The following is a 22,926-nucleotide window of genomic DNA, read 5'->3' on the forward strand; positions in this document are numbered from 1 at the left end:
CCGGTTGCCGCCGATTGGCACGCATAATGCATTGGGTAATGCGACCAAACGGGGAAGCCTGAATGTCCAAAGCCGCCGAGATCGACATCGTGTCCGTTTCGAAAGTGTACGGAACGACGACTGCCGTCGAGGCCATCAGCCTGAAAATACCGGCAGGCACCTATTGCTGCTTGCTTGGCCCCTCCGGCTGCGGCAAGACCTCGACGCTGCGCATGATCGCCGGCCACGAAAGCATTTCGTCGGGCGATGTCCGCCTCGGCAACATTGTCGTCACCGACCTGCCGCCGGCAAAGCGTGGCACGGCGATGATGTTCAAGTCCTATGCGCTGTTTCCTCATCTCGACCTTGTCGACAATGTCGCCTTCAGCCTGAAGATGAAGGGCGTCGACAAGGAGCAGCGCCGTGCCAAGGCGCTCGACATGCTCAAGCTGATGCAGATGGAGGCCTATGCGACGCGCCGGCCGGCGCAGCTTTCCGGTGGCCAGCAGCAGCGTGTTGCACTCGCCCGCGCTCTGATCACCGATCCCGAGGCGCTGCTGCTCGACGAGCCGCTGTCGGCACTCGACCCGTTCCTGAAGATACGCATGCGCGCCGAGCTGAAGAAATTGCAGACCTCGCTCGGCATCACCTTTGTCCACGTCACCCACAGTCAGGAGGAGGCCATGGCATTGGCGGACCTGATCGTGGTGATGAATGACGGCCGCATCGAACAGGCTGCGCCGCCACGAGATGTGTTCGAAAGGCCGGCCACCGCCTTCGTCGCGCGCTTCATGGGCGACCACAATGTCATCTCCGGCCGGGTCACCGGCGCGCGCGACGGCATGGTCGTCTTCGACGTCAATGGTGGCGCCTCGCTCGCCGCCCGCGGGCAAGGCCGGGAGGCGGGCCAGGAGGTGGGCACGCCGATCGACATCGCCATCCGCACCGACCATGTGCGCATCGGCGAAGCACCCTCTCCCGGCCTCGGCTTCACCGGCATCGTCTCCAACATCGAGTATCGCGGCGCCACGGTGAAGCTGTCGGTCACCGGTGCCGGCATCGACGATTTCACGGTCATCATCGACGATTCCGACTTCTTCGCCAAACCCGTCGCCCTTGGCGGCGCCGTACCGCTCGCCTGGGATTCCGAGGACGCCATCGTCCTCGGGCGCCTTCATTCATGAGTTCGCAAAACAAAACAGGGGAATAGGAATGACAAAAACAGTAGAAACAAAGACCGGAATTTCGCGCCGTTCGTTGCTCAAGACAGGTGCGGCCGCCGTCGGCCTCGCCGCAGGCTCGGGCGCCATTACAGGCTTCCCGACCATCTGGGCGCAGTCCAACATCACGCTGCGCCAGTTCGGCACCGGCGTGTCGAACCTGAACGCGATCGCCGACAAGTGCAAGGCCGACCTCGGCATCACGCTGGAAATGACGGCGACCGATTCGGACGCGGCCGCCCAGCGCGCCGTGACCCAGCCCGACAGCTATGACATCGCCGACATCGAATACTGGATCTGCAAGAAGGTGTTCCCGAGCGGCGTGCTGCAGCCGATGGATGTCAGTAAGCTGAAATACTACGACGAGCTGGTGCCGTTGTTCAAAACCGGCAAGCTGACGCCCGACAGCATCATTGCCCAGGGCACCGCGCCGCACACGGTCGGCTATGTCGAAGCGCAGGACTCAAAGACCTTCGCCAAGGCGCCGACCAAGTGGTTCACCATGGTGCCGACGATCTACAACGCCGATACGCTAGGCATCCGGCCCGACCTCGTCGGCCGCGACATCACCACCTGGGCCGACATCATGGACCCGGCCTTCAAGGGCAAGACCGCGATCCTCAACATCCCGTCCATCGGTATCATGGATGCGGCCATGATCATGGAGGCCACAGGCAGCATCAAATATGCCGACAAGGGCAACATGACCAAGGAAGAGATCGACAAGACGATCGACTTCCTCATCAAGGCCAAGCAGGCCGGCCAGTTCCGCGCCTTCTGGAAGTCGTTCGACGAGAGCGTCAACCTGATGGCATCGGGCGAAGTGGTCATCCAGTCGATGTGGTCGCCGGCCGTCGCTGCCGTGCGCTCCAAAGGCATCGCCTGCCGCTTCCAGCCGCTCAAGGAGGGCTACCGCTCATGGGGCGGCGGCCTTGGCCTTGCCGCCCATCTCAAGGGCGCCGAACTCGACGCGGCCTACGAATACATCAACTGGTATACGTCGGGCTGGGTCGGCGGCTATCTCAACCGCCAGGGCTACTATTCCGCCAATATGGTCTCGGCCAAGAAGTTCATGTCCGACGACGAATGGGGCTACTGGATCGAAGGCAAGCCGGCCAAGGGCGAGATCAAGGCGCCGGACGGCACCGTCATGGAAAAGGCCGGCGCCGTGCGCGACGGCGGCTCGTTCGAAGAGCGCATGGGCAAGGTCGCCTGCTGGAACTCGGTCATGGACGAGGACCGCTACATGGTGAAGCGCTGGAACGAGTTCATCGCGGCGTAGAGCGGACGCGTTCACTGTGATGTTGCGATCCTTCGCGCCCCCCTCTGTCCTGCCGGACATCTCCCCCACTTGGGGGGAGATTGGCAGCGTCATGGCTGGCTCTTCGTTAGCAACGTTGGAGTTTGGCGAAGGCCGTTATGAGAGTTCGATCTCCCCCCTCGTGGGGGAGATGTCCGGCAGGACAGAGGGGGGCGCGAAGGATCGCAAGTCATCGCGATCACGCGGAGGATTTTCCCAATGACAGTCGCGCTCGAACGCCCCGCCATCGCAGCAGCCAAGCCCGCCAGACGCCGGCGCTTCTCCATCAGTGCCGTCACGCCCTACCTCCAATCGGCGCCGCTGGCGCTCATCCTCGGTGCGTTCCTGCTCTTGCCAATCATCATGATCGTCGTCGTCTCCTTCTGGGATTATGACTTCGCCGCCATGTATCCGGATTTCCTGACGACGAACTATTCCGACGTGCTGGGATCGTGGGTCACCTGGAAGACCTATCTCAACACCATCAAATTCGCTGCCATCGTCTGGGCGCTGACCTTGTTCATCGGCTTCTGGGTGGCCTATTTCCTCGCCTTCCATATCCGCACCACGGCCATGCAGATGGTGCTGTTCCTTGTCTGCACCGTGCCGTTCCTGACCTCCAACATCATCCGCATGATCTCGTGGATCCCGGTGCTGGGCCGCAACGGGTTGATCAACTCGACGCTGGTGCAAGTGGGGCTGGTGCCAAAACCCATCGAATGGCTGCTCTATTCGGAATTCGCCGTGGTGCTGGCCATGGTGCATCTCTACACGCTGTTCATGGTAACGCCGATCTTCAACACGCTGATGCGCATCGACCGCTCGCTGGTCGAGGCCGCGCGCGATGCCGGCGCGTCCGCCTGGCAGGTCTTGTGGAACGTCGTCATCCCGCTGGCCAAGCCCGGCATGGCGATCGGCACCATCTTCGTCGTCACGCTGGTGATGGCCGATTTCTCCACCGTGCAGGTGATGTCGGGCGGCCAGAGCGCGTCGGTCGCACTGATGATGAAGAACCAGATGTCGCTGCTGCAGTATCCCGCAGCCGCCGCCAATGCCGTAGTGTTGCTGGTGTTGGTACTGTTGATGGTCGCGGGCATCCTGCGCATCGTCGACATCCGCAAGGAGCTTTGAGGTGAGCCACGAAAAACGCACCCTCGAATTCTATGTGCTTGCGGTCTTCTTCACTCTGTTCGTGCTGTTCCTCTACGGCCCGCTGTCGGCGATCCTGATCCTTTCTTTCCAAGGCGAGACCGGCGGCCTCACCTTCCCGCTCAATGGCGTGTCGCTGCACTGGTTCGCCAATCTGTTCGAGCGCCAGGCGGTCGGCGATTTCGGCGGCAGCTTCAAGCGCTCGCTCGTGCTCGGCCTCATGGTGATGATCGTCACCGTCGTCGTGTCGCTGCTGGCAGGGCTCGCTTTCCGGCAAAAATTTCGTGGCGCCACCGCTTTGTTCTACCTGGCGGTCGCCAGCCTCGTAGTGCCCTCGATCATCATTTCGCTCGGCATCGGCGTCGTCTTCCAGCAGGTCGGCTTCCGCCCGGCCTGGTACACGTCCGCCTTCGGCGCGCACCTGACCTGGACCTTGCCCTTCGGCGTGCTCATCATGTTCGCCGTCTTCAACCGCTTCTCGCCCGCCTATGAGGAAGCCGCGCGTGACCTGGGCGCCAACTCCTGGCAGACCTTCGCCCATGTCGTGCTGCCGATGATCGCGCCGAGCCTGATCGGCGTCGGCCTGTTCGGCTTCACGCTGTCCTATGACGAGTTCGCCCGCACGCTGATGACGTCGGGCACCTTCAACACGCTGCCGCTCGAGATCTACGGCATGACCACCAATGTCACGACGCCGGTGCTCTACGCGCTGGGCACGGTGACCACCGTGTTCTCCTTCCTGGTGATCCTGGCCACACTGGGCGCCATCCTCTATGTTGGCCGCAGGCGGGCCAGGGTTTGATTGTGCAGATACTGGTGGTGAACCCCAACACAACGGCGAGCATGACCGAGACGATCGCGGCGGCGGCGCGCGGCGTTGCCGGCGCCGGGACCGAGGTGATCGCGGTCACCTCCTCGATGGGCCCGGCCTCGATCGAGGGCTATTATGACGAGGCATTGGCCGTGCCCGGCCTCTTGATGGAGATCGCCGCCGGCGAACGTGCCGGGGCTCAGGCCGCCATCATCGCCTGCTTCGACGATACCGGCCTGGATGCGGCACGCGCCATGGCCTCCATTCCGGTCATCGGCATCTGCGAGGCCGCACTCGGTGTCGCCTCCTACATTGCCCAGCGCTTCACAGTGGTGACGACCACCGAACGCTCGCGTGTCCCTGTCGAGGGGCTGGTGCAGCGCTACGGCATGGCCGGGCGCGCGCGCGTGCGCGCCGCCGACATTCCCGTACTCTCGCTTGAAGACGCTGCTTCCGGCGCTGTCGAGAAACTGCGCGCCGAGATCGCCCGCGCCATAGCGGAAGACCGCGCCGAGGCCATCGTGCTCGGCTGCGCCGGCATGGCCGACCTGGCACACCGGTTGCAGCAAGAGTTCGACCTGCCCGTCATCGACGGCGTCGGCGCCGCCCTCAAACAGGCCGAGGCGCTGATCGCATTGGGCCTGTCGACCTCGAAGCGCGGCGCCTATGCCAGTCCGCTGGCCAAGCCCTATCGCGGCGTGCTGAAATCCTTCTCGCCGGGGGTGATCGCCGCGGAGTGAACGCTATGAAGCCTACCGTCCGCGCATTGTCTCCGCCGGAACTGACCGTTCTCATCGACTGGGCGGCGGCTGAAGGCTGGAACCCTGGCCTTGACGATGCCGCCGCGTTCCGGCCAACCGATCCTGAAGGGTTCATCGGCGCTTTTGTCGACAACGAGATGACCGCCGCCATCTCGGCTGTCGCCTATGGCGGCAATTTCGGTTTCATCGGTCTCTACATCTGCCGACCAGACATGCGCGGCAAAGGCCATGGCAAAGCAGTCTGGAATGCGGGCATGGCCAGGCTGGCCGGCCGAACGGTCGGCCTCGACGGCGTCGCCGCGCAGCTGGCGAATTATCGCCGCACCGGTTTTAACTCGGCATACGAAACCATCCGCTTCAGCGGCCGTATCGCGACCCCGCCCGTCCGAAGCGAAGGGGTGCGCATGATAACCACGCAACTCGTGCCCGACATCATCGCCTATGACGCCCGCTGTTTCCCCGCGCCTCGACGAGCCTTCCTGCACCGCTGGGCGCAGCCGCCGCATTGCGGGTTCGCCGCGATCAGTTCACTCGGCACCATAGGCTACGCCGTGGCTCGTCCCTGCCGTTCGGGTTACAAGATCGGCCCGCTGTTTGCCCACGACACCGAGACGGCGATGCAGCTCATGGGCAGTCTGGCTGCCGCATGCGAAGGTGGCGACCTGCATATCGACGTTCCTGCCGAAAATTTCGATTTCACCAAGGCGCTTGCAGCGATTGGTTTCAGGCCGACCTTCACCACCACGCGCATGTACAAGGGCCCGCCTCCGAAGGTCGACTCGCGCCGAATATTTGGCGTGACGACCCTGGAGTTGGGGTAGATCCCGGCGCCGACTGACAGGCTTGGTTTTTCGGGAGCCGGCGGCGATGGACGAGCCGATCCGTAGTAGCGCCGCCTAAGTTGAATTGTCTGATGTCTCAGGCGGCGCTACGTCGTCCCGGCACGGGGTTACCCGGCGTCTCGTGGCCGATCGGCGTCACCAGAGTGAGGTCGGGATAGCCGCTTTCGATCAGCTCGACGGCGGCCTGCGCCACCTCATCGTCCGCCTGCAGCATGGACATGAAGACCTCGGTGCTGTCGCCGACCAGTCGGCTGATGCCTTGCGCATCGGCCGGTCCGCATTCGACGATGACCAGATCATAGGCGGTGGTCAGCGACTGCATGATGATCGGCAGCCGGTCGGCGGCGCGCATGGCGCGAACCGGATCGGCGGTGCCGACGGGAACGACATGGCAGTCGGAATAGAGGTCGGCGTGAATGACGTCGCTGAACTGCGCCTCGGAAGCGAGCAGATTGGTGATGCCGGGGAAAAGTCCGCTGTCCAGCATCGGCCGCGACGCCGCGCCCGATGCGGTCAGGTCGAGCAGCAACACGCGCAGGCCGGCGTCGGAGACTTCGCGCGCTACCAGCACTGCCGAGGCCGCGGCCTCATCGCCTTCGGGCGAGACGAAGATGGCGCGCGCAGCACCGCTGGCGATCAGCTTCTCCGCCGCCTTCTCGACATCGATCTCGCCAAGGCTGGAGCGGACAGGTTCAGGTTCGGCTTGCGGTTCGGAACCGGCGATCGCTGCGTCCTCCTGCACTGCAGGAGCCGGCTCGGGCTTTGGCGCCAGTTCAGACTCCACGGTCGTCGGCTGATCGTCCACTTCCACGACCTCAGGAGCCGGTTCCGGGTCGACTACCGGCGCCGACATTGCCGGCATCGCAACCTGCTCGATACGCTCGAAGCGCGCCCCTGGGGCCGGACGCATGGCGCGGCCCGAAAACAGCTCCTGCAGCAGCGTGATGACCGACATCAGAACCAGCGAGCCGACGAAGGCGGCGCCGACGATCGGCACGAGCTTGGGGAAATAGGGTTCCGACGGCACGCGCGCCTCGGAAAACACGCTGGCATCGACCGGCAGATAGTTTTTGCGCGAGGACACTTCGCGGAAGCTCGCCATATAGGATTCAAGCTGCTGGCGCCGGACGTTCGCCTCACGCTGCAGCGCATCCAGCTGGACTTGCTCCTCGCCGGCGCGCGACGACGCCGCTTTCAGCTTGTTGACGTCCGATATCAGCTGGTTTTCGCGCGCCTGGGCGGTCTGCGCCTGCGTCAGCAACCCGCGCATGATCTTTTGCGCCTCGTTGCGGATCTGACCGTCGAGATCGGCTAGCTGCGACCTCATCGCCCGCAGGCGCGGATGGTTGTCGAGCAAAGTGGTGGAAAGATCGGCGATGTTGGTTCTGAGCTCGATCTGACGCTCGCGCAGCCGCTGGATCAGATCGGAAGACAGCACTTCGGGTACAGCGTCCAGCGAACCGCCATTCTGCAGGGCCTGGCGCACCCTTTCGGCCGTCGCCTCGGCCGAGGCGCGGCTGGCGCGCACACGCGACAGTTCGGTCGATAGCTCGGACAATTGCTGCGTCGCCAGCACCGAATTGTTGCCAGCCATCAACAGGTCCGACTGGGCGGAGCGGAAGGCCGCGACCTTGGCCTCTGCATCCCTGACCTGCTTCTGCAGATCGTCGATTTCCGGCCCGAGGAAGGCGGTCGCGGCGGCGTTCGACTTGGTCTTGGCATCCGCCTGGTAGGCCAGGTAGGCCTTGGCAATGGCGTTCGGAATGTCGGCGGCAAGCTGGGGATCTTCAGAGGAAAATTCGACGGCGATGACGCGGGTCTTTTCCACGCCATAAACATTGAGCTTGTCGCGCATCTTCGTCAGCACGCGCTCTTCGAGCGGAATTTCTTCCGGATCGCTCTTCAGCCCGGCAACGACCAGGAGCCGGGTGACCGGCGACATGCCGAGCGCATCGTTGAACTCGGGCTTGTCGCCCAGCTTAAGGTCGGCAGCCACCTGCTTGAGAATGTCGGACGAGGAAATGACCTGAACCTCGGTTGCTACACCTTCCGCATCGAGCACAGGTTTGTCGTCTTCATTGGTGCCGGCAGGCCGCGTATAGGCCGATTCGCTCAACTGGATTTTCAGCTGCGTCGTGGCCTTATAATGCGGCGTGGCAAGCCACGCGAACGCGAAGGCGAGACCAGTGACGAGAAGCGTGATCACAAGAATGCGCAGCCAGTTCCGCGCCAGGCTGGCGAAGAGCTGTCTCAGGTCGACATCGACATCTGCGGCCGCGGACTGGTCGGACATGCATTCCTGCTCCGGACATGAGGCTAGATGGTAGCGTAAACAACTATGGTAACTCAGCCGTTAAGATCGCGGTAAGCAGCTGTTAGGGTTTGCTGACATCCGGTAAACAAAGCCAGCAAAACTATACGGCTTTTTGTCGATTGCCGCCAAATCGGCCGCGTCCCTTTACCGGCCATTAACCCTAACAGGATGATAACGAACCCAGATCCTTAAGGTTTGCCGCCGTGTCCTGGCGGCCATAGCGACGAAGGTGTGTGTCCGATCATGAAAAGCGCTGCTGGTCTGTTTCGCGCTCTGCTGGCCGTGTCGATCCTCGCCGGCTGCTCCAGCTACCGGCCGACGCCGGCGGCCTTCCACGAGGTACTCGACCAGCCGTATCGGCTCGGCGCCGGCGACCGTGTCCGCGTCACGGTGTTCGAACAGGACGGTCTGACCAACACCTACAGTGTCGACCAGTCCGGCTACATGTCCTTCCCGCTGGTCGGCGCGGTGCCGGCGCGCGGCCACACGGCCCAACAGCTGGAAAAAGCGCTCGCCGACAAACTGCGCCAAGGCTATCTGCGCGACCCCGACGTGTCGGTCGAGATCGATCGCTACCGGCCGATCTTCGTCATGGGCGAAGTGGGCGCCGCCGGCCAGTATTCCTACGTGCCGGGCCTCACCGTGCAGAAGGCCATCGCGATTGCTGGCGGTTTCTCGCCGCGCGCCAACCAGGAAAGCGTCGACATCACCCGCGACATCAACGGCAAGGTGATGACGGGCCGGGTGGTTACCTCCGATCCGCTGCTGCCGGGCGACACGGTCTACGTTCGCGAACGCCTGTTCTGACATCAACGTGGCGGACCAGCTCAGGATCGTCCACTGCTTTCGCTCACCCGTCGGCGGAATCTTCCGGCATGTGCGCGACCTGACGGAGGCCCAGCTCGCCGCCGGACATGTTGTCGGCATCGTCTGCGATTCGACCACCGGCGGCGAATACGAGGAACGCCTGTTCGACCAGATGAAGGACAGCCTGGCGCTCGGCATCCATCGCACGCCGATGCAGCGCCATGTCGGGCCGGGCGACTTCGCCTCGGCCTGGCGCACTTACAGGATCATCAAGGAATTGCAGCCGGACGTGTTGCACGGACATGGCGCCAAAGGTGGCGCCTATGCCCGTCTGTTCGGCTCAATGTTGCGGGTATCTAGGTCTCGCGTAGCCCGCCTCTATTCGCCGCATGGCGGCTCCCTCCACTATGATGAAACGACGACGACCGGGAAGCTGTTCTTCGCGCTCGAGCGCTTCATGGCGCGCTTCACCGACTGCCTGCTGTTCGTCTCCGACTATGAGCGGCGCACCTATCGCAAGAAGGTCGGCGAACCGCCTATCCCGAACACGCTGGTCTATAACGGCCTGCGCGCCGCCGAGTTCGAACCGGTGGTCGCACAGCCCGACGCAGCCGACCTGCTCTACATCGGCATGATGCGCGACCTCAAAGGGCCTGACATTTTCATCGAGGCGCTGGTGCTGGCCGGGTCCCAGCTTGAGCGCCGCTTGACCGCGGTCATGGTCGGCGATGGCGACGACCTGCCGCGCTACCATGCGCAGGTGAAACGGCTGGGCCTCGAAAAACAGGTCCGCTTCTTGCCGCCTATGCCAGCCAGGGAGGCATTTTCGCTGGCCGATCTGGTCGTCGTCCCCTCCCGCGCGGAAGCCATGCCCTATATCGTTCTGGAGACGCTAGCGGCCGGCAGGCCGATGATCGCCACGGCCGTCGGCGGCATTCCCGAAATCTTCGGTGAGGGATCCCCTGCCCTGATCCGTCCCGATCCGCGCCAACTCGGCGACAAGGTGGGTGAAGCGCTGCGCGATCTCGACGCCTACCGGCGCGTCATGCCCGATACGGCCAGCCTCAAGGCGCGATTCGGCGCCGATGTGATGGCCGCCGAAATCGAAAAGGCCTATTTCGCCGCGCTTAACAGATAGACGGCCCTCCAAAACCACAAGTTGTCTCAAGGTTTTTTTAGCTCTCTTTCTGCTATCGTCATCGCGGAAGCTTGTGGGAAACCCGATGAACGAGACCGACCCCACGCGCCGCTTTTCGGCCGATGCGGTGCGCAAATTCGACAGTCCTGCCGAGAGCCCCACGGCCGGCGGCATGAACAGTGTTGCCCGCCAGGTCGCCTCGCAATACCGGCGCGATACGATGTCGCCGGTCATGGTCAGCGGCGTATTGCGCATCGTCGAATTCGGCTTGCTGTTCCTGTCGGGGCTCGCGCTCTACTTCCACTTTGTCGGCTTCTTCAACTATCTCGCCTGGCAATATCCGCTGACCATTGCCGCGGCGTCATTCGTGGCCGTGGTGCTGCTCGACGTCAGCGATTGCTACCAGATCTCCGCCTTGATGCGACCGATCTCCAATCTCGGCCGCGTGCTGATGGTCTGGGCCGGCACCTTCGCGCTGATGGCGCTGACGGCCTTCATCATGAAAATGTCGGAGGATTATTCGCGTCTGCTGTTCGGCACCTGGTTTGTCGTCGGCCTGCTTCTGCTGTTCGGCCTCAGGCTGGTGATGTCGAAGCTGATCCGGCGCTGGGCGCGCAACGGCCGCATGGAACGCCGCGCCGTCATCGTCGGCGGCGGCAAGGCGGCCGAGATGCTGATCCGCTCGGTCGAGAAGCAGCCAGACAACGACATCCGCATCTGCGGCATCTTCGATGACCGCGGCGACAAGCGCTCGCCGCCGATCGTGGCCGGCTATCCCAAGCTCGGCACCATTTCGGAGCTGATGGAATTCGCTCGCATCGCGCGCATCGACATGCTGATCGTGTCGCTGCCGCTGACTGCCGAAACGCGCGTGCTGCAGCTGCTGAAGAAGCTCTGGGTGCTGCCGGTCGACATCCGGCTCTCGGCGCATTCGAACGCTTTGCAGTTTCGCCCGCGCGCCTATTCCTACATCGGCTCGGTGCCGATGCTCGATATCTTCGACAGGCCGATCAACGACTGGGATTCGGTCGCCAAGCGCGCCTTCGACATCGTCTTCTCGCTGATCGGCATCATCCTGTTTTCCCCGGTGATGCTGGCGACGGCCATCGCCATCAAGCTCGACAGCAAGGGTCCGGTGCTGTTCAAGCAGAAGCGGCACGGCTTCAACAACGAGATCGTCGAAGTCTACAAATTCCGCTCCATGTATACCGACCGCTCGGACCCGACCGCCAAGCAGACGGTGACCAAGAACGATCCGCGCGTCACCCGCGTCGGCCGCTTCATCCGCAAGAGCTCGATCGACGAGCTGCCGCAGTTCTTCAACTCGCTGTTCGGCACGCTGTCACTGGTCGGTCCGCGCCCGCATGCGATTGCCGCGCAGTCGCACAACCTTCTCTACAACGAGGTGGTCGACGGCTATTTCGCCCGCCACAAGGTCAAGCCCGGCGTCACCGGCTGGGCGCAGATCAATGGCTGGCGCGGCGAGATGGACACCAATGAGAAGATCCGCATGCGCACGGAATACGACCTCTATTACATCGAGAACTGGTCGATGCTGTTCGATCTGCGCATCCTGCTCATGACGCCGCTGCGGCTGCTCAACACGGAAAACGCCTATTGAGCGCGATTTCCCATGATGTGCCGAAGGCTGCGGTCAATGCCAAGCTGATCGCGCTGATATCCTCGGGCGCGGTGTTTTTCGGCGTCTTCCTGTCAGGCTTCGTCATCGACGAACCGGCGCCCTACGATCTTTTCATGCTCGGGCTGATCGGGGTGTGGGTGCTGTTTGGCCTGCGCATATCGCGCGCCGCCGTGCCGCTGCTCGTGCTGCTGATCACGATGAACATCGGCGGCATGATTGCCATGACGCAGATGGCCGATCTCGCCAACACACCGCTCTATCTCGCCGTCTCGCTGTTTCTCGCGTTCACCGCGGTGTTCTTCTCGTCGGTGACGGCGGTGCAGCCCGGCCTCTACCGGCTGATCTTCATCGCCTATGTCGTCTCCGCGGTGGTGACCTCGCTGCTCGGCATTGCCGGCTATTTCCACGCTTTCCCGGGCGCTGAAATCTTCACCAGATACGACCGCGCCCAGGGCGCCTTCCAGGATCCGAACGTGTTCGGACCATTCCTGGTGCTGCCCGGCATCTATCTGCTCTATCTGCTGTTGACCGGCTCGATCGCGCGCATGCCGCTTCTGGCGGTGCCGCTGCTGATCATCACCGCCGGCATCTTCTTTTCGTTCTCGCGCGGCGCCTGGGGCATGTTCGCCGTCTCGGCCATCCTGCTCACCGGCGCCCTGTTCCTGCAAAGCAACAGCGGCAAGTTCCGGCTGCGCGTCATCATCATGACCATTGCCGCCGTCACCCTGCTGGTGGTCGCCATGATCGTCATCCTGCAGCTGCCCGGCGTCGGCGAGATGTTTTCCAGCCGCGCCCAGCTCGAACAGAGCTACGACACGGCGCGCCTTGGCCGCTTCGCCCGCTACACGATCGGCTTCGAGATGGCGCTCGAACGTCCGCTCGGCATCGGCCCGCTGGTATTCGGCACCATTTTCGGCGAAGACACGCACGACATCTGGCTGAAGACGCTGATGGATTATGGCTGGCTCGGCTTCGTCTCGTTCCTGTCGCTGACGCTGTGGACGATCGCCGCCGGCTTCCGCATCCTTTTGCGCGACCGGCCATGGCAGCCCTATCTGCTCTGCGCCTACGTCGCTTTCATCGGCAATATCGGGCTCGGCACCTTCATCGACATCGACCACTGGCGCCATGTCTACCTGCTGCTCGGCCTGATCTGGGGCGCGATCGCGCTGGAATACAGGCATCAGCGCGGGTTGCGGGCGGTGGCGCAACCGAGGTAGCCGAGTAATCCTGAAGGACAGGAACAGCCGCGCACGCCAATACCGGGGTTGTGCAGGCCCTCGCAGGCTTTGATCTGCTTGCTCCAACCCCTGGTCGAATTGAGCACGGTTGCCGGCGGCGCATTTATGTTGTGATGGTGGGAAAACGTCGCTAAACGCGACTGACAAAATTCCAATTGAGTTGGCGTGCTTGCCGGGCTGGATAATATTCCGGGTTGGTGGGCGCCACTAATCTGACGGGCGTGGTTATGCTGAGGGAAAGCTATTTCGAATTCATGCTGCGCTGGTACGCGTATCGCCGATGGCACAGGCCCCCGCGGCGTGTGCGGCAGGCCGAATACGACTTCCATCAGCTTATGAAAAAGCTTCCCGCCGATAGTCTGTTCATCGATCTCGGCGCCAATATTGGCGACGTCACGGGACATGTACTAGCCTATGGGATGCGGGTGATTGCTTTCGAGCCTGACCCTGTTGCTCGCCAGATTTTGACGACAAGGTTTGGCAACAACGACCGGGTGACGATCATTCCGAAGGCTGTTGGTGGATCAGCGCGAACGGCCACATTCCATCAGAGGCCGGACGTCAGCGATCTCCGCAGGACCGAATCGTCGTCCCTGATCCAGACTCACGAACATACGAACGGGAAAAGCTTTGAAGTTGAGGTGGTTGACCTGGTGCAGTTCCTGCAAGGTCTCCATGAGCCGATCGCCATCGTCAAGATGGACATAGAAGGGGCCGAAGCGGAATGCATCGAAGCCATGCTGGACGCCGGCATTCACCGTTCGATTGGACAAATCCTGGTCGAGACACATGAACGGTTCTCGCCAGACCTGGCTGACCGGATCGGCAAGCTGCGGGGCCGGATCGCGCAGGAAGGCATCCGCAACATCAATCTGGATTGGAGCTAAGTATCGGCTCGGCCTTGAGCGTGCTTGCCGGAGGGCATCAACCAGCGAGGCAATAGACTTCTCGAGGAAGATTGGCGGGAGGAACCGTGCCCGGCGGAGCGTCAAGTTCTATCTGGCTATGCCAGCGACCCGCTCGGGGTATTGCACGGCCAACATCAAATTGTCCGCATGGCCGGCAAAGATGGCGCTGACCTTTTCGGCGTCGAACCGCGCCCGTCGCTTGCGCTTCTCGTCGTTCAGCAAAATCCCGCTGATGGCGTCGAACTTGCGGCCGAGGTTTTTCAATATGCCTCTCTTGATCGGCCAGTTGCTGTTGAAACGGCCGGCCCAGGGCGTGCCTTTCGCCAGATCACGATAGATCGCCATGGCGCCGACCTCGACACCGATCGGCGGACGGTCCCAAGGCTTGCCCCATGCGAAATGGCGAGCGTAGCACTTGCTGAACGGAATTTGGCTGGTGTAGTTGGTCATCACGTTCCAGAACGGATGCATCGTCTGCCACCGGCCCTCAAAGGCCACGTTCAGTGCGCCCTGATCCATTCCGTAGACGTGCTCGGATGCCAACAGCCGCGTACGCTCCAGAAGCCCCTCCTGCCTGACCAGCGGCATGTTGAACACCAGCACGCCGGCATTGAACTTCGGCGCCCCTGGCTGCATCGGCAAATGCTGTCGATACTTTACGTCGAAATAGGTCTGCTCGTCGTGTGCGGCCAGCAGCGGAGCGTTGAGCGGGACGTTGCAGAGGTCTTCTATCGATCTGTTGAAAAGCACATCGGCGTCGGAATAGGCGATGCGGTCATATGGTTCGAACTCCGGCAATTGATCGGCAAACAGCCTGATGTAGGTCGCAAGGGTTGGGTGCGTTCCGCGGTTGAAGTTTGTCGCTTCCATGAATTTCGTGACATCCAGGATGCGGATCTTCCCACCGAGCAGACGCTCTCCGATAGCTCGGTCTTCGTTGGAGATGACACCGGTGTGCAAAATAAAGCCGTCGAGGTGGTCCGACACATTCAGCACGCGGCGCGCCGCCAGGCTGGCATACGGGAAATACCTCTGGTCGGTGGCGAAAAAGAAACACGATTTTTGCGGCATGCTACAACCTGTTGCCTGACCCATTCGCGAGAGCTCCGTTGCGGGTCTCAGGCGAAACCACCGAGTACTTCCGGAAACTGCACAGCCATCGCCCCGGCGTCAGCATGCTCGGCATATATCTTATGCACCTTGCTGCCGTCGTACCGTGCGCGCCGCCGATACCGGTCCTTGTTCGGCAACATCCCCATGATACCGTCGAACCTGCGGGCGAACCGCCTCATGACGCCCCGCTCGAAGGGAATACGCTGCCGGAAGGGCTCAAGCCACGGCGTATCCCTTGCCAGATCGCGCCAGACGGCAAGCGCCTCGGGCTCCACGTCGACCTGGCTCCCCCATGGCTTGCCGCCGGCGAAATGCCGCGCATAGGCTTGGGCGAACCGAAACTCCTTCGTATCGTTGGACATCAAATTCCAGTTCGGGTGCATCGTCTGCCACTTGCCCTCGAAGACGATGTTCAGCGCGTTCTGATCGTTCATTTGCCCGGCAACGGCAACATCTCTGGCGCGGTGCAAAAGTCCCTGTTGACGCACCGGCGGCATGTTGAAGACGATGATGCCGGCGTTGAAATAAGGCGCCCCCGGCTGCATCGACAGTTTGTTCCGATAGCCCGGGCGGAAATACATGTAATCGTCGTGAGCGGCCAACAACGGAGCATGAAGTGTCTGGCCCACCAGGTCGGCGATATCTCGATTGAACAGAACATCACAATCGACATGGGCGATGCGGTCATAGTCCGCGAACTGAGGCAGTTGGTCGGCGAAAAGCCGAACAAAAGTGCCGACATTGCTTGGCCGGAAAGTATGGCCAGCCTCCGCAAACAGCCCCGAAACGTCCACTATGCGAAGACGGTTCGTCAGCAGGCGTTCAGCAACACGCATATCGGCATCGCGTGCGCCGACATGCAGAATGAATCCCGGTGTTGCCTCTCCCGAAACATCCAGAATTCTGCGCGCCGCCAAGCATGCATACGGAAAATAATTGGCGTCGGCCGCCAGAAAAAAACAGGAATTTGCCACGCGCAATCCTTCGTATCGATACTGCGCGAGCCATATCGCCTTGGCGTTGCGGCGACAAGGCCGAATGCTGGCGACTTTCAGGCCCGGCGCGCCGTTTTAGCGCTTGCACCATACCCCTTGAAAATATATGGCTTTGCGCGGTCCGGAGTGTAGCGCAGCCCGGTAGCGCACTTGACTGGGGGTCAAGGGGTCGTCGGTTCGAATCCGGCCACTCCGACCATTTTTAGACAGGACTTGCCCCCAAAGGTCCTGCTTCTCAAATCACCAACATTCATCCTTGGCAGACGTCGACCCATTCGGCGCCGACAATCTGTGCCATGCGCTGCGGGCTGAGCCTTACAGCGGCGTTGGTGGCGCCGGCCGCGGGCACGACTTCATCGAAGGCGCGCAGCGAGACGTCGCAATAGACCGGCAGCGGCGCCGGCAGGCCGAATGGGCAGACGCCGCCGACGGGATGGCTGGTAATCGCGACAACCTCGTCGGCGTCAAGCATGCGCGGCTTGCCGCCGAAGCGGTCCTTGAATTTGCGGTTGTCGAGTCTCGACATGCCGCCGGCCACGATCAGCATCGTCGCACCGCCGACGCGCAGGCAGATGGTCTTTGCGATCTGCGCCGGCTCCACGCCGTGCGCCTCAGCCGCCAGCGCCACCGTCGCCGAACTCGCTTCGGTGACGAGCACTTCGACATCGGGCGCATGGGCAGCCAGGAAGGCGCGCACGGATTCAAGGCTCATCTCGGCATTGTCCCATTCGAAAACGGTTAGCGTTCACACTGGATAGCTTCACGCTCGGTCGGCGGCAACCTCCCCGCCCCTCGACGGCTGCAGCGGTACCAGGCCGGGCGGGTCGCGCCGCATGTCAGCAACACAAGGCGCATCCCCCGTGCGGGAGATGTGTTCGGGCTGCTGCATTGGTAGGTCGCAATGGATCAGGGCCGGCGCTGATGCTGTGCTCCCACGACCAACCGGAGAGATCATCATGCTCAAGTTCGCCTCGGCTCTGGCGCTGCTGCTTATCGGGACGGCGCCGCTGCTTGCCGACGACATGCCGATAAACGCGGGCGCCATCAAATGGGGCCCTGCTCCTGCTGTCTTGCCCGCCGGCGCGGACATGGCTGTCATCGCCGGGGACCCCTCGAAGGATGGCATCTACGTGCTGCGGTTGAAGCTGCCGGCCGGCTACAGGATTGCCGCGCACAACCATCCCACCTCGGAATATGTGACGGTGATTTCCGGCAATTTTCATATCGGCATGGGCGACAAGCTCGACGAGACCAAGGGCATCGAACTGACCGCCAGCGGCTTCGGCGTAGCCCCACAGGGAATGAACCATTACGCCTGGACGACAAGCGCTACGATCGTCCAGGTTCATGGCGAGGGGCCGTTCGCGATCACCTACGTCAACCCGGCGGACGATCCGAGCAAGAAGTGACATTCGCCGTTGGGCGAATGCAACAAGCCCGCCAGGGCAAACCATGGCGGGCTTGTTGAACGACGCTTGGCCGTTGTTTATGAAACGGACCGGTTTTCCACAGGCGCCGTGGGCGCCGGGGCATCGATCAGGGCCGTTTCCGGCAATTGCAATGCTGCGGCGATCCGGCGAAGTTTCGTCGGATCGGTGTCCTTGCCGCTCTCTATGTCGGCAATCTCGCTGGTCGACAGACCGCAGGTCAGGGAAAGCTCTTCAATACTGTATCCCTTTGTCTCCCGGATGGCTTTGAGGCCGGGGTGCTCGAGCGCAACGTCGGCCGCCAGCCTGGAGAAGGGTTCGTGTTTTGCAGTTTGGGGCATTGGCAACTCCATGGGGCTAAAGAGTTTTGGATCAAATGATAGGGTGTTGCCTGAGAGCCGGGACAATGCCCGCTTGACGGCGATTTGCCAAGGCCCAAACCGACCGTCACAGCATCGTGAACCGGCGTCAAAACCGCAGGCGCCAGGGCACATATAGGATCTCCGCCCCGATCTCCCAATCAAGTTCTTTTGAAGGGCCGCACGCCGAAGTGTTCAGCGGTTTTGCGCCGCTCGCGCGTTAGCCTGATGTTGCTGGCAGCCGCATCGGGCCAGCTTTTCCCAAGAGGATCAGATCCATGACATTCAAGACATCAGCCATCGTGCTCGCCACGATTTCAGGCCTCGCTGGCGCGAGCATGGTCGCGGCGCAAGCCGCCGAGGCCGTGCGCATTCGCGGCACGGTGACCGCCTTTGCCGGAGCGACGCTGACGGTGAAGACCCGCGAAGGCGCTACCGACGCCATCGCCCTGGCTGAAGGGTGGAAGATTTCCGGCGTCGCCAAGGCGGATGCCGGGGATATCAAGCAAGGCGATTTCCTCGGCATTGCCTCTGTTTCGAAGGCCGATGGCGGCAGCGGCGCGCTTGAGGTGGTGATCTTCCCGGCCGCGCTGAAGGGCGCCGGCGAAGGCGACCGCCCGTGGGATCTCGAGCCCAACAGCCGGATGACCAACGGCACGGTCGCCGATGTCACCGAGATTGCAGGTCGCACGGTGACGCTGACCTACGACAATGGCCAGAAAAAGCAGATCGCGATCCCGCAGACGACGCCGGTGGTGACCTTCGCGCCGGCGACGCCCGCCGACCTCAAGCCTGGCGCTGTGGTGTTCATCAACGCCGAGCGCGGCAGTGACGGCAAGCTGACCGCGGGCCGGGTCGTTGTCGGCACCAACGGCGTCATTCCGCCGATGTAAGTTGCCGACGAAGCCGCCAGACACAATCCAGAAACAAAATTCTACAGTCCGGAAAAACTGTCGAAAAGTTCGGAGGCGATAGTCATGACTGCGGGGTTCACCGGCACCGATCTTGCTCGGTGACGGCCAAATTCAGCCCGCGCAGAAAAGGAAACGAAGTCATGAAGAAGTCCCTCCTGTCGGCTCTCGGGCTGGCTTTTGCCCTGGCTGTCTCTCTGCCGCTCATCGGCGCCAGCAGCGCCGACGCAGCACCGCTGCACAAGAAGCATCACCACCATCATCATCATCACAACAAGCATCACCGCCATCACCATCACCACCACCACCACCACCACCACAAGAAGGTGGAGGCCAAGAAGGCCTGACACGGCCGACTTGCCCAACGGGGAAGGCTGGCCCTGGAGTCCTCGCCAAGGCCGCCTTCCCGTTGGTTTTTGCCAGGCGACATGTGGAAAAGCTGAAGGCAGGATTCGATGGCGCCGATGCGCCAGAACGCGAGCAACCACAGCGCACCCCAACGAACGTATCAGGCGCAAGGCCGACAACACAGCGGTTGCCAGTTGCAGGACACCACGGGTCTCTCAATGCTGTCGGAACCCGCTAGGACGGCGCCGCGAACGCGAGCACTATTGCGATCAAAATCAAAAGCGGTCCCATCCATTTGAAATGCTTCGCGACCTGCAGCCACCATGGCTGCTGACCTTGCTGGGCCTGAAAAGGACTTTGGAGCAGCCCAAAACCAACGCCTGTCATCCACAACCCAGCGCAGAACATGATGAACTCGTCGATGTAATTTGCGACCACGCCCGTCTCCTCCGCCGGTACCTTTGGACTGGCGTTATAGTCGCAGCCGGGAGTGGCAGAAAGCGCGGTGCCAAGTGGCGGCAATGACTGCTGCCGCCACCTGACAAGAGCCGGGGGCGGACTAGGTCTTGGCTGGCCATTTGGGCACGCCACCGTGTGACCTTCGCATGGGATGCCGCGCTGCTACGTCAGCGCCCTTCACGCGTAATGCATGATCGATGCCCGCCCCGCCAGGCGCCGTCCGTTGGCGAAGGCTAAAAATCGACGTCGCGAAAAAAGGCGAAGAAAATTCGAACCACGCATGAACCTTTGCTTTGGAGGCCGCACTAACCGGCATGGACGCCGAGAAGGCGATCCCAACACAGAAGGACGCCATGGTGGCGATCCTCGATCCAGAGAAGGAAATGCTCAAATGACCAACTTCAAGCGCATCACGCTCGCCGCGGCCCTCATCGTCTCGGCCTTCGGTTCGGCTTCCGTTCCGACCTCGGCTTTCGCCAACGGCACGCATCCCACGGGCGACGGCGGCGCGGTTTGCAAGGGCTCCGGTCATTGCCTGGTGCTCTCGATCGAGTGCAAAGGCACCTATACCGACGCCACGGACAAGAATGGTACTGTCTATGGCAAGTGCAGCCAGACCGCGCAGGTTTCGCCGCAGGCCAAGATCAAGCTCGCCAAGTAATCGGCCGCAGATCAGGGAAATGGCGGTCGTCCGCGGGACGGCCGCCATTTTCTTTTTGTTTTCGTGAATTGTTTTAGCGCCGGCTGAGCAACAAGCTGGCGAGAAGGCCAACCACGACCAACCCAACAGCAGCGGCTGTTGCCGGACGATCGCGCGCCGTCTTTTCGATCGCCCTGCCCTGCTTCCTGATCGCCGGCAGCGCATCGCTGACAAGGTCGGCAAGCTGCCCATAATAGTCCGAAGCGGCATCGCGCCCGTCCTCGTAGTAAGCACCGCCGCGTTTGGCCACGACTTTGCGCAACGCGGCGAGCTCTTTGGAAAGGGTCGCGACCTGCTTTTCGAGATCGAGATCGGAGAGGGTCGAAAGCGATACCATGATTGTTTTTCCTTCTTTTGAGAGAAGGCCAAACGCATGGCCGCAGAACCGGTTCCGGTCTGCTTGCCCGAGGGCAGCGGAAAGGTTAGCGCACCTGGTCGAGCAGGCGCTTGCACTCCAAGAGGTCGAACAGCGCCTCCTGCAGCAAGGCCCGGTTGTCGCGCGACAGTTTCGATGCGCCGGGCTGGACCGGACCTTCCTCCTCGGTCTTGCCCAGGCCGAAAAAGCGGCGGCTGGGTTTTACTTTGGGCTGACCAACCAGCATCTCGTCATCCATGCCGCGCGGCTGGGCGGCTGGCGTCAGCGGCACCTGATCGGCCTGCCTGCGCTGCGAGATCGCTTCGACGGCAGCCATGTCGCCATTGCCGATGGCGACCAGGAAATGGTTGCCGTTCTCGCGCAGCAGTTTCTGCACGCCCTTGATCGTGTAACCCTGGTCGTAGAGCATGTGGCGGATGCCCTTGATCAGTTCGACATCCTGTGGCCGGTAGTAGCGGCGGCCGCCGCCGCGCTTCATCGGCTTGATCTGGTTGAAACGGGTTTCCCAGAAGCGCAGCACGTGCTGCGGCAGATCGAGATCCTCCGCGACCTCGCTGATGGTGCGGAAAGCGTCGGGGCTCTTGTCCATGGGCGAAATCCTCACGCTGGACGGCGATCCGGCCCAGTCTGCCGAATCGGGTATCATTTCAGCGGTTTATGAAACAATATTCAAGCCCGGCGTCAAAACGGCCCGGCGTTTTCAACCGAAGCCTGCGGCAGAACCTATTTGCCGCCCTTGCCCTTGCTGTTCTGGTGCGAGCGCAGGATACGGCTTTTCAGCACGTTCGACGACTTGAAGGTCATCACCCGGCGCGGCAGGATCGGCACTTCCTCGCCGGTCTTGGGATTGCGGCCGATGCGTTCGTTCTTGGAACGGACGTGGAAGGTGGCGAAGGACGACAGCTTCACCGTCTCGCCGCGTACGATGGCTTCACAGATTTCGTCCAGCACCGCTTCGACGAGTTCTGCCGATTCAGTGCGTGACAAGCCGACCTTACGGTAAACAGCTTCGGCAAGGTCGGCGCGCGTAAGTGTCTTTCCCCCCATGCGACCGTCCCATCAGTTCAAAAAACATAAATCGATACAGGTAAAGGCAGAGCCTAAGTAATTGATCCGGCAAGGTCAAGGACCGAAACCGGACCGTTCGGCACTTACCAGCGAACGAGAACCGCGCCCCAGGTGAAGCCGCCGCCCATCGCTTCCAGGAGCACGAGATCACCCTTCTTGATGCGACCGTCGGCGACGGCCACCGAAAGCGCCAGCGGCACGGAAGCAGCCGAGGTGTTACCGTGCAAATCGACGGTGACCACCACCTTTTGCTCAGCAATCCCGAGCTTCTTGGCCGAAGCGTCAATAATGCGTTTATTGGCCTGATGCGGCACGAACCAGTCGAGGTCGTCGGCGGTTATGCCGGCCTGCGAAAACGTCGCCTCGATGACGTCGGTGATCATGCCGACGGCGTGCTTGAACACTTCGCGACCTTCCATCCTGAGATGGCCGACCGTGCCGGTGGTCGAGGGACCGCCATCGACGAAAAGCTTGTCCTTGTGGGCGCCGTCGGAGCGCAGGCTCATCGCCAGCACGCCACGGTCGGCAATGCCGCCAGTGCCCTCATCCGCTTCCAGCACCAGCGCGCCTGCGCCGTCGCCGAACAAGACGCAGGTCGAGCGGTCGCTCCAGTCGAGGATGCGGGAAAAGGTCTCCGCGCCGATCACCAGCACGCGCTTGGCGAGGCCGCCTCTGATGTAGAGGTCGGCGGTGGTCACCGCATAGACGAAGCCCGAGCACACCGCCTGCAGGTCGAAGGCAAAGCCGTGATGCATGCCGAGCCGGTTCTGGATCTCGACGGCGGTCGCCGGAAAGGTGTTGTTGGGCGTCGAGGTCGCCAGCACGATCAGGTCGATGTCGGCAGGCGTAAGACCAGCATTGTCGAGCGCTGCGCGCGCCGCCGCCTCGCCCAGCGACGCCGTCGTCTCGTCATCGGCGGAGATATGACGCTGGCGGATGCCGGTGCGCTGGGCGATCCACTCGTCCGAGGTCTCGACCATGCCTTCGAAATCGGCATTCTTCATGATGCGGCGGGGCAGCGCAGCACCGGTGCCGCGCACGACTGATCTGATCAAAGC

At 62.2% G+C, this 22,926-nt stretch carries 25 protein-coding genes and 1 tRNA gene; 16 read left to right on the forward strand and 10 right to left on the reverse strand.

The genetic code is table 11. The features are described from left to right. Positions 1–62 precede the first annotated feature (62 nt). From NKI05_RS23485 to NKI05_RS23510, 6 genes are all read left to right on the forward strand, one after another. Complete coding sequence (locus NKI05_RS23485; protein WP_352793260.1) at positions 63–1,163, forward strand: ABC transporter ATP-binding protein; 1,101 nt, start codon at positions 63–65, stop codon at positions 1,161–1,163. Positions 1,164–1,191: 28 nt separating this feature from the next. Then, complete coding sequence (locus NKI05_RS23490) at positions 1,192–2,481, forward strand: ABC transporter substrate-binding protein (protein WP_023715413.1); 1,290 nt, start codon at positions 1,192–1,194, stop codon at positions 2,479–2,481. 237 nt (positions 2,482–2,718) lie between these two features. Next, positions 2,719–3,630, forward strand: coding sequence for an ABC transporter permease (locus NKI05_RS23495; RefSeq protein WP_023815643.1), 912 nt, complete (start codon positions 2,719–2,721; stop codon positions 3,628–3,630). A gap of 1 nt (position 3,631) precedes the next feature. After that, a complete protein-coding gene (locus tag NKI05_RS23500) occupies positions 3,632–4,450 on the forward strand; it encodes an ABC transporter permease (RefSeq protein ID WP_023669394.1) in 819 nt (272 codons plus the stop codon). A 2-nt stretch (positions 4,451–4,452) separates the two neighbouring features. After that, on the forward strand, positions 4,453–5,199 hold the full coding sequence (locus NKI05_RS23505; protein ID WP_023815644.1) for an aspartate/glutamate racemase family protein: 747 nt from the start codon (positions 4,453–4,455) through the stop codon (positions 5,197–5,199). 5 nt (positions 5,200–5,204) lie between these two features. Further along, positions 5,205–6,041: a GNAT family N-acetyltransferase gene (locus tag NKI05_RS23510; RefSeq protein WP_050594092.1), complete on the forward strand. Its 837-nt coding sequence runs from the start codon at positions 5,205–5,207 to the stop codon at positions 6,039–6,041. 97 nt (positions 6,042–6,138) lie between these two features. On the opposite strand, the gene NKI05_RS23515 is transcribed toward NKI05_RS23510, so the two are convergent. Beyond that, positions 6,139–8,355: a GumC family protein gene (locus tag NKI05_RS23515; protein ID WP_023815646.1), complete on the reverse strand. Its 2,217-nt coding sequence runs from the start codon at positions 8,353–8,355 to the stop codon at positions 6,139–6,141. Positions 8,356–8,619: 264 nt separating this feature from the next. On the opposite strand from NKI05_RS23515, the gene NKI05_RS23520 reads away from it, so the two are divergent. The 5 genes from NKI05_RS23520 (at position 8,620) to NKI05_RS23540 (ending at position 14,091) form a co-directional block, all read left to right on the forward strand. Next, entirely contained in the window at positions 8,620–9,183 is a 564-nt protein-coding gene (locus NKI05_RS23520; RefSeq protein ID WP_023682330.1) for a polysaccharide biosynthesis/export family protein, read from the forward strand. A gap of 7 nt (positions 9,184–9,190) precedes the next feature. Beyond that, the gene (locus tag NKI05_RS23525; protein WP_023815647.1) at positions 9,191–10,321 is read left to right on the forward strand and encodes a glycosyltransferase; all 1,131 of its coding nucleotides are present in this window, start codon (positions 9,191–9,193) and stop codon (positions 10,319–10,321) included. 85 nt (positions 10,322–10,406) lie between these two features. Next, on the forward strand, positions 10,407–11,942 hold the full coding sequence (locus NKI05_RS23530; RefSeq protein WP_023815648.1) for an undecaprenyl-phosphate glucose phosphotransferase: 1,536 nt from the start codon (positions 10,407–10,409) through the stop codon (positions 11,940–11,942). Further along, positions 11,939–13,183 (forward strand): O-antigen ligase family protein, encoded by a 1,245-nt coding sequence (locus NKI05_RS23535; RefSeq protein ID WP_023815649.1) that lies wholly within the window; start codon positions 11,939–11,941, stop codon positions 13,181–13,183. The genes NKI05_RS23530 and NKI05_RS23535 overlap by 4 nt, the downstream gene beginning before the upstream one ends. Before the next feature lie 218 nt (positions 13,184–13,401). Further along, positions 13,402–14,091 carry an FkbM family methyltransferase gene (locus tag NKI05_RS23540; RefSeq protein ID WP_245261887.1) on the forward strand — a complete coding sequence of 230 codons (690 nt, stop codon included), beginning with the start codon at positions 13,402–13,404 and terminating at the stop codon, positions 14,089–14,091. A 108-nt stretch (positions 14,092–14,199) separates the two neighbouring features. Here the strand turns inward: NKI05_RS23540 and NKI05_RS23545 are convergent, their stop codons facing one another. After that, positions 14,200–15,183, reverse strand: a complete 984-nt coding sequence (locus NKI05_RS23545) for a glycosyltransferase family 8 protein (RefSeq protein ID WP_023815651.1) — start codon at positions 15,181–15,183, stop codon at positions 14,200–14,202. Between the two features lie 47 nt (positions 15,184–15,230). Further along, entirely contained in the window at positions 15,231–16,199 is a 969-nt protein-coding gene (locus NKI05_RS23550) for a glycosyltransferase family 8 protein (protein ID WP_023734138.1), read from the reverse strand. Between the two features lie 143 nt (positions 16,200–16,342). On the opposite strand from NKI05_RS23550, the gene NKI05_RS23555 reads away from it, so the two are divergent. Next, positions 16,343–16,419: transfer RNA gene (locus tag NKI05_RS23555), tRNA-Pro, on the forward strand. A gap of 51 nt (positions 16,420–16,470) precedes the next feature. On the opposite strand, the gene NKI05_RS23560 is transcribed toward NKI05_RS23555, so the two are convergent. Next, complete coding sequence (locus NKI05_RS23560; RefSeq protein WP_023815653.1) at positions 16,471–16,932, reverse strand: YbaK/EbsC family protein; 462 nt, start codon at positions 16,930–16,932, stop codon at positions 16,471–16,473. Positions 16,933–17,176: 244 nt separating this feature from the next. Between NKI05_RS23560 and NKI05_RS23565 the strand changes: the two genes are divergently transcribed. Then, positions 17,177–17,629, forward strand: a complete 453-nt coding sequence (locus NKI05_RS23565; protein ID WP_023815654.1) for a cupin domain-containing protein — start codon at positions 17,177–17,179, stop codon at positions 17,627–17,629. A gap of 77 nt (positions 17,630–17,706) precedes the next feature. Here the strand turns inward: NKI05_RS23565 and NKI05_RS23570 are convergent, their stop codons facing one another. Then, complete coding sequence (locus NKI05_RS23570) at positions 17,707–17,988, reverse strand: helix-turn-helix domain-containing protein (protein ID WP_023689492.1); 282 nt, start codon at positions 17,986–17,988, stop codon at positions 17,707–17,709. A 296-nt stretch (positions 17,989–18,284) separates the two neighbouring features. Between NKI05_RS23570 and NKI05_RS23575 the strand changes: the two genes are divergently transcribed. Both NKI05_RS23575 and NKI05_RS23580 read left to right on the forward strand, forming a co-directional pair. Further along, on the forward strand, positions 18,285–18,899 hold the full coding sequence (locus NKI05_RS23575; protein ID WP_023815655.1) for a hypothetical protein: 615 nt from the start codon (positions 18,285–18,287) through the stop codon (positions 18,897–18,899). 161 nt (positions 18,900–19,060) lie between these two features. After that, on the forward strand, positions 19,061–19,264 hold the full coding sequence (locus NKI05_RS23580; protein ID WP_081731016.1) for a hypothetical protein: 204 nt from the start codon (positions 19,061–19,063) through the stop codon (positions 19,262–19,264). 235 nt (positions 19,265–19,499) lie between these two features. Here NKI05_RS23580 and NKI05_RS23585 read toward each other — a convergent pair whose 3' ends face one another. Next, the gene (locus NKI05_RS23585) at positions 19,500–19,703 is read right to left on the reverse strand and encodes a hypothetical protein (protein ID WP_023697438.1); all 204 of its coding nucleotides are present in this window, start codon (positions 19,701–19,703) and stop codon (positions 19,500–19,502) included. A 412-nt stretch (positions 19,704–20,115) separates the two neighbouring features. Between NKI05_RS23585 and NKI05_RS23590 the strand changes: the two genes are divergently transcribed. Next, on the forward strand, positions 20,116–20,385 hold the full coding sequence (locus tag NKI05_RS23590; RefSeq protein ID WP_023669376.1) for a hypothetical protein: 270 nt from the start codon (positions 20,116–20,118) through the stop codon (positions 20,383–20,385). Positions 20,386–20,458: 73 nt separating this feature from the next. Here the strand turns inward: NKI05_RS23590 and NKI05_RS23595 are convergent, their stop codons facing one another. The 4 genes from NKI05_RS23595 to NKI05_RS23610 all read right to left on the reverse strand — a co-directional run bounded on the left by NKI05_RS23595 (position 20,459) and on the right by NKI05_RS23610 (position 22,923). After that, a complete protein-coding gene (locus NKI05_RS23595) occupies positions 20,459–20,761 on the reverse strand; it encodes a hypothetical protein (protein WP_023669375.1) in 303 nt (100 codons plus the stop codon). Between the two features lie 85 nt (positions 20,762–20,846). Further along, complete coding sequence (locus NKI05_RS23600; protein WP_023669374.1) at positions 20,847–21,389, reverse strand: MerR family transcriptional regulator; 543 nt, start codon at positions 21,387–21,389, stop codon at positions 20,847–20,849. Between the two features lie 134 nt (positions 21,390–21,523). Continuing rightward, positions 21,524–21,847 (reverse strand): integration host factor subunit alpha, encoded by a 324-nt coding sequence (locus tag NKI05_RS23605; protein WP_023815657.1) that lies wholly within the window; start codon positions 21,845–21,847, stop codon positions 21,524–21,526. A gap of 104 nt (positions 21,848–21,951) precedes the next feature. Continuing rightward, a complete protein-coding gene (locus NKI05_RS23610; protein WP_023669373.1) occupies positions 21,952–22,923 on the reverse strand; it encodes a beta-ketoacyl-ACP synthase III in 972 nt (323 codons plus the stop codon). Positions 22,924–22,926 lie beyond the last annotated feature (3 nt).

It is taken from the genome of Mesorhizobium sp. M0771, from assembly GCF_040320155.1.
GTDB lineage: Bacteria > Pseudomonadota > Alphaproteobacteria > Rhizobiales > Rhizobiaceae > Mesorhizobium.

What these genes read in the sequence shown, in the direction of transcription:
- NKI05_RS23485 (WP_352793260.1), top strand. Translation starts at nt 63, where the DNA reads ATGTCCAAAGCCGCCGAGATCGACATCGTGTCCGTTTCGAAAGTGTAC.
- NKI05_RS23490 (WP_023715413.1), top strand. Translation starts at nt 1,192, where the DNA reads ATGACAAAAACAGTAGAAACAAAGACCGGAATTTCGCGCCGTTCGTTG.
- NKI05_RS23495 (WP_023815643.1), top strand. Translation starts at nt 2,719, where the DNA reads ATGACAGTCGCGCTCGAACGCCCCGCCATCGCAGCAGCCAAGCCCGCC.
- NKI05_RS23510 (WP_050594092.1), top strand. Translation starts at nt 5,205, where the DNA reads ATGAAGCCTACCGTCCGCGCATTGTCTCCGCCGGAACTGACCGTTCTC.
- NKI05_RS23515 (WP_023815646.1), bottom strand. Translation starts at nt 8,355, where the DNA reads ATGTCCGACCAGTCCGCGGCCGCAGATGTCGATGTCGACCTGAGACAG.
- NKI05_RS23520 (WP_023682330.1), top strand. Translation starts at nt 8,620, where the DNA reads ATGAAAAGCGCTGCTGGTCTGTTTCGCGCTCTGCTGGCCGTGTCGATC.
- NKI05_RS23530 (WP_023815648.1), top strand. Translation starts at nt 10,407, where the DNA reads ATGAACGAGACCGACCCCACGCGCCGCTTTTCGGCCGATGCGGTGCGC.
- NKI05_RS23545 (WP_023815651.1), bottom strand. Translation starts at nt 15,183, where the DNA reads ATGCCGCAAAAATCGTGTTTCTTTTTCGCCACCGACCAGAGGTATTTC.
- NKI05_RS23560 (WP_023815653.1), bottom strand. Translation starts at nt 16,932, where the DNA reads ATGAGCCTTGAATCCGTGCGCGCCTTCCTGGCTGCCCATGCGCCCGAT.
- NKI05_RS23565 (WP_023815654.1), top strand. Translation starts at nt 17,177, where the DNA reads ATGCTCAAGTTCGCCTCGGCTCTGGCGCTGCTGCTTATCGGGACGGCG.
- NKI05_RS23570 (WP_023689492.1), bottom strand. Translation starts at nt 17,988, where the DNA reads ATGCCCCAAACTGCAAAACACGAACCCTTCTCCAGGCTGGCGGCCGAC.
- NKI05_RS23575 (WP_023815655.1), top strand. Translation starts at nt 18,285, where the DNA reads ATGACATTCAAGACATCAGCCATCGTGCTCGCCACGATTTCAGGCCTC.
- NKI05_RS23580 (WP_081731016.1), top strand. Translation starts at nt 19,061, where the DNA reads ATGAAGAAGTCCCTCCTGTCGGCTCTCGGGCTGGCTTTTGCCCTGGCT.
- NKI05_RS23590 (WP_023669376.1), top strand. Translation starts at nt 20,116, where the DNA reads ATGACCAACTTCAAGCGCATCACGCTCGCCGCGGCCCTCATCGTCTCG.
- NKI05_RS23595 (WP_023669375.1), bottom strand. Translation starts at nt 20,761, where the DNA reads ATGGTATCGCTTTCGACCCTCTCCGATCTCGATCTCGAAAAGCAGGTC.
- NKI05_RS23600 (WP_023669374.1), bottom strand. Translation starts at nt 21,389, where the DNA reads ATGGACAAGAGCCCCGACGCTTTCCGCACCATCAGCGAGGTCGCGGAG.
- NKI05_RS23605 (WP_023815657.1), bottom strand. Translation starts at nt 21,847, where the DNA reads ATGGGGGGAAAGACACTTACGCGCGCCGACCTTGCCGAAGCTGTTTAC.